This is a genomic window from Pedobacter sp. 01N416 (assembly GCF_056399685.1).
In genome coordinates this window covers 1-3,970 of sequence record NZ_JBFTRT010000487.1, presented here as the reverse complement: position 1 = coordinate 3,970, position 3,970 = coordinate 1, and the positions used below count along the sequence as shown (strand labels likewise).

The 3,970-nt window shown below is 37.7% G+C and carries 4 protein-coding genes; all 4 read right to left on the bottom strand.

Features of this window, described 5'->3' with window-relative positions:
• Nucleotides 1-109: 109 nt before the first annotated feature.
• Nucleotides 110-913 (bottom strand): M57 family metalloprotease, encoded by an 804-nt coding sequence (locus tag AC1DND_RS21990; RefSeq protein WP_477584747.1) that lies wholly within the window; start codon nt 911-913, stop codon nt 110-112.
• Between the two features lie 283 nt (nt 914-1,196).
• Nucleotides 1,197-1,445: a hypothetical protein gene (locus tag AC1DND_RS21985; RefSeq protein WP_477584746.1), complete on the bottom strand. Its 249-nt coding sequence runs from the start codon at nt 1,443-1,445 to the stop codon at nt 1,197-1,199.
• A gap of 388 nt (nt 1,446-1,833) precedes the next feature.
• Nucleotides 1,834-2,883 (bottom strand): hypothetical protein, encoded by a 1,050-nt coding sequence (locus tag AC1DND_RS21980; RefSeq protein ID WP_477584745.1) that lies wholly within the window; start codon nt 2,881-2,883, stop codon nt 1,834-1,836.
• A 265-nt stretch (nt 2,884-3,148) separates the two neighbouring features.
• The gene (locus AC1DND_RS21975; RefSeq protein WP_477584744.1) at nt 3,149-3,511 is read right to left on the bottom strand and encodes a response regulator transcription factor; all 363 of its coding nucleotides are present in this window, start codon (nt 3,509-3,511) and stop codon (nt 3,149-3,151) included.
• Nucleotides 3,512-3,970 lie beyond the last annotated feature (459 nt).

The window sequence follows — 3,970 nt, the reverse complement described above, 5'->3', positions numbered from 1 at the left end:
GATGAGCATAGAGAGATTGGTCTTTCAGCATCTCAAACTTTGTTTGATTACAAAGAGGGAGCATTTTCAATGCTCCCTCTTTTGATTTATATCTGATCGGTATTTGGATTTATTTATAAAGGTAATTCATTGCAATCACGTCATTCGCATTAAATGTGCGATTGCCACCGTTAGAGCAGGCTAGCATAAACGATTCAGCATCTGCTTTTGATGGTGTTCCTGGTATCTGGATTGCGCCAACTCCTGCTGATCCTTCATTGGAGCGTCTTCCTCCACAGCTATATGCTCTGTTCATATAGTCGGTATGGCGGAATCCTATACAATGYCCAACTTCATGTTGCAAAACTGAGGCTACATAYAATAAATTAGGATTMGTTCCRTAGGCATTAACATTCGTATTCATTTTAACCTGRTTAAATGGTTCGCCRCTTGAAGTAGGAAAACCAGAYGAACCTAAAGTGATGWAACCACCRCTTGGCCCTTCGTTAAAYCCAAATACATCAATRTTACCTGTAGTACCTGTAYTTGCCYTTTGAAAAGTYATACGCAGRCCCAAYGAATTGTACCTTGAAATCATCAGGTCAACRGCATCACTRTAYACYTGTGGTAAATTWGTAACWGAAATTGTAAYCACGCGTGGCAGTGMTTTAACAAKATTSGTTGTGCGGTACTGCTCGGTTTCAGCAATRTTTAAATTAGGRCTTAAAGATTTYTCMKTTAAGTTGGCATCTGTTAGCASRATGTCGCCCTCAACCAGGTAACCGTTATCTACTTTACGCACATCTTCGACACTAAATCCTAAGCTTTTTATCTGTTGTAAAGTACTTGCGGATATTTCGGCTTTGTTTTCGGTTTGCTCAGAAGTGTTGTTTTTTTTACACGAAGATACGCAGAGAAATAAAGCGCATAACATGGCGAGTGATAAAAATTTTGTGTTTTTCATGTTTAATTTAGTTTAGGTTAATTGTATTGATCAGATGAGTTTAATGTATAAACATTTATATGTGATTTAAATAATTAGTACGTTTTCGATAATATCCTTATTCTGTTTGCCATTTATTTTTTGGCCAGTCGTTCTATCGATATTTTTAATTGATTTTTCCCTTTTTGATTTAAAAATTTCTTCCTGGACTAAAAATATTAGTTCAGTTTTCTCTACCATCCCTAAGACCCTGGCTTTCTTAAGCGTTATACAACTAGTTTTCGCCGTAAAGAAGTGATATTTTGGAAGCTCGAAGTCCATCATCTGAGGGTACAATACAAAAAGAAATATCCGCTCTCACATGAATAGTTTCCACGCATTCAAGTGCATCAAAAGCAATATCCTGTCCGTTGTCATCAATAATTATCCCCTGATGTTCTTCGATCATGACAACCTGTCCTTGTCTGATTGCATGGGGCTTATCGAAAAATAAAAAGTCTGAGGAAGTAGCATAAAGTTTCATTTAAGTATTTGTTTTTAAGGAGACTGTCAAACACATAACCTTTCATGTGCACTGGATAGACCATCTCTATATTTGTGAAAAGTGAAAATTAAAAGTTGATTCCTATACCAGATCTGGCAACTGGTTACTAGTCTGAGCTTTCAAAAAAGTTAGGGAACGCCCCCTGGCGAACCCTAAATCAACGGAAAAATCTCCGGTAGTATCCCTGCTACCGGTTTACCTTACAGCTACATCAACGCGGTTGATAGATGCTGTATATTATTGCTGATACTTTTATCAGCATCATTTTTCAAAGTTTTTATATGCAGTTTAACAACTAAGCCCACAGCGTATATCTTTATTGCATTAAACCTTCGCATCCTACAGATGGGCTTCGAAAAATTTAAAATTATTTTTGAAAATCTGTCGCCCTGTAATAGTTGTCAGTTCTGACCGGAAACATCTTTTTGGCGAGCATCGCCTTATATACATTTCCCGTCGCCACAACCGCACCTCTATTTCCGGGATTTGAAGGATAGGTCATACTCGAGCTGTGTGAATAGCCGATCATGTGCCCCATTTCATGAACTGTAATAAAACAGACATCAACATTAAGATAATCTTTTAAAACATGGTCGGCTACTCCGAAAGTAGATCCGCCGCCAAGACCTGAAACATTTACTACCACCCCACAGCTGAAGTCAGGAATTTCGATCAACTTTTTTAGCGCTGTTTCCTTTTGTTCAGTTGTTAACAGCACATTATTATTATCTGTAATCGGTTCTGCAACAAAAACAGACTTTGTTGTATCTGCCTGCAATAAATAAGCCATATTAATGATCAGACCTGAGAATCTCCTGACATCCCTAGCATCAATATTTTCTTTCCAGTTATTTGTAGGGTCATCATTGGGATCAAAATCACTGTATTTGATTTTCCATTTCAATTTGGCCAGTGATTTGAGTTTTTTGATCAGCTCGGTATCTCCCGTAAAGTCGAAAGAAACCTTTGCAGTAGGTATTCCGCTTGTCTTATACTGCGACAGATCCACGTCACCACCTTCAGTATCCTGGAATTTTGTAGTTCCTTTTATAAAGGGATACTCGATTTCGGCTACAGCATGGGCCCTGATCTTTCCGATCTTAAACAGCTTGATGGGTTTAGGCTGTCCTTCAATTGTTACAACTATTGTTGCATCAATAATATCAACTGGGGCAAAATTGGCGACTTCTATGGTTGTTGCGGTAAGGGCTTTAACACGCAGTACCTTTCCGATTTCGTATGTCCGGGCCACCGAGGTTAGAAGGGCCATTGATTCTCCGTCCTGAAACATCAGATTGGAGTTCTCATTACTGTCGAAATTGTACTGAACCATTTTTACCGGTTCAGGTCCTGGCGGCATAACCTTCCTGCAACCAAAAGAGAAGATTACTAAAAATAAGAGGATGTTTTTTTTCATGGTAGAAAGTTTTTCATTAACTCTTATAGAAACTGAAATATATTAGTCCCATAGACTGCAAAAATGCAGTTATGAAAAAAGAGTTCGGAGTAAAATTTTCCGAATAAAGAGTAAAATCCTCCTTTTTTTAACAATAATTGCCATAATCTACGAATACCAGAAAAAACGATAATGATATTCGGTGCTGTTGTTCAACTATTTGGTTAAGATAATTCTCAACAGCTTAGATTCCTGTGGTAAGTCTAAACACCTTTGAAAGCAAAGACTATTTAATTACAATCCTGGCTTTTATCTTTTGAAGTAACTCATCGATATTAAATGGTTTAAATATAAAATCTACTGCACCATAGTCTGTATGCAGCACATCCAGTGCCGCATGCGCACTCATCAACAATACAGGTATGCCTGCTGTAGCGCTCGCCTCTTTTAGCTCCCGGCATATACACAGGCCATCTCCGTCGGGAAGCATAACATCCAACAAAAAAAGATCAGCATCATTATGGTTTGCAGACCGAAACTCCTTAATAGTCGGAAAACTCTGTACTTCATATGATTCCAGGTTCAATAGGATCTCAATAACATCTCTTATCCCTTCATCGTCTTCAAGGACATATATCTTCTTGTTCACGCGCTGATCTTTAATTGCCTGGTTCCCAATCTAAATTGTAAGTTAGGGTTCCAATATTGTTAACATCTGATTTTTCGGAGGACAAACTAAAACTCTTTTTTTCACGCAATGCGCAATACTTACTCCAGGAAGGATTAAAATTGATGTTCTCCATAAAATCGTAACAGATTAATTATAGTTGGTTTAACAGAATGTTTCATATTAAGTATTAACCAAAACAACTCAAACGAGTTGAAAACCTCGTATAAAATCCTCCCTTTAAAGAGTAAAATTTTCCTTTTTTATCTAGCAAGAAATCAAGATTAAAATAAAGCTGGCTAGGCTGTTGTCTTGACCAGAAATGGACGGCAACAAAAAATGAGGAAACTAAACCAAAAGTCCTTTTTCAATTAAGTTCGATCCGCATCTTTGTATGCTGTCTGCCTTTAGTAGAATCCGCAGACTGGACAACCTACGAAT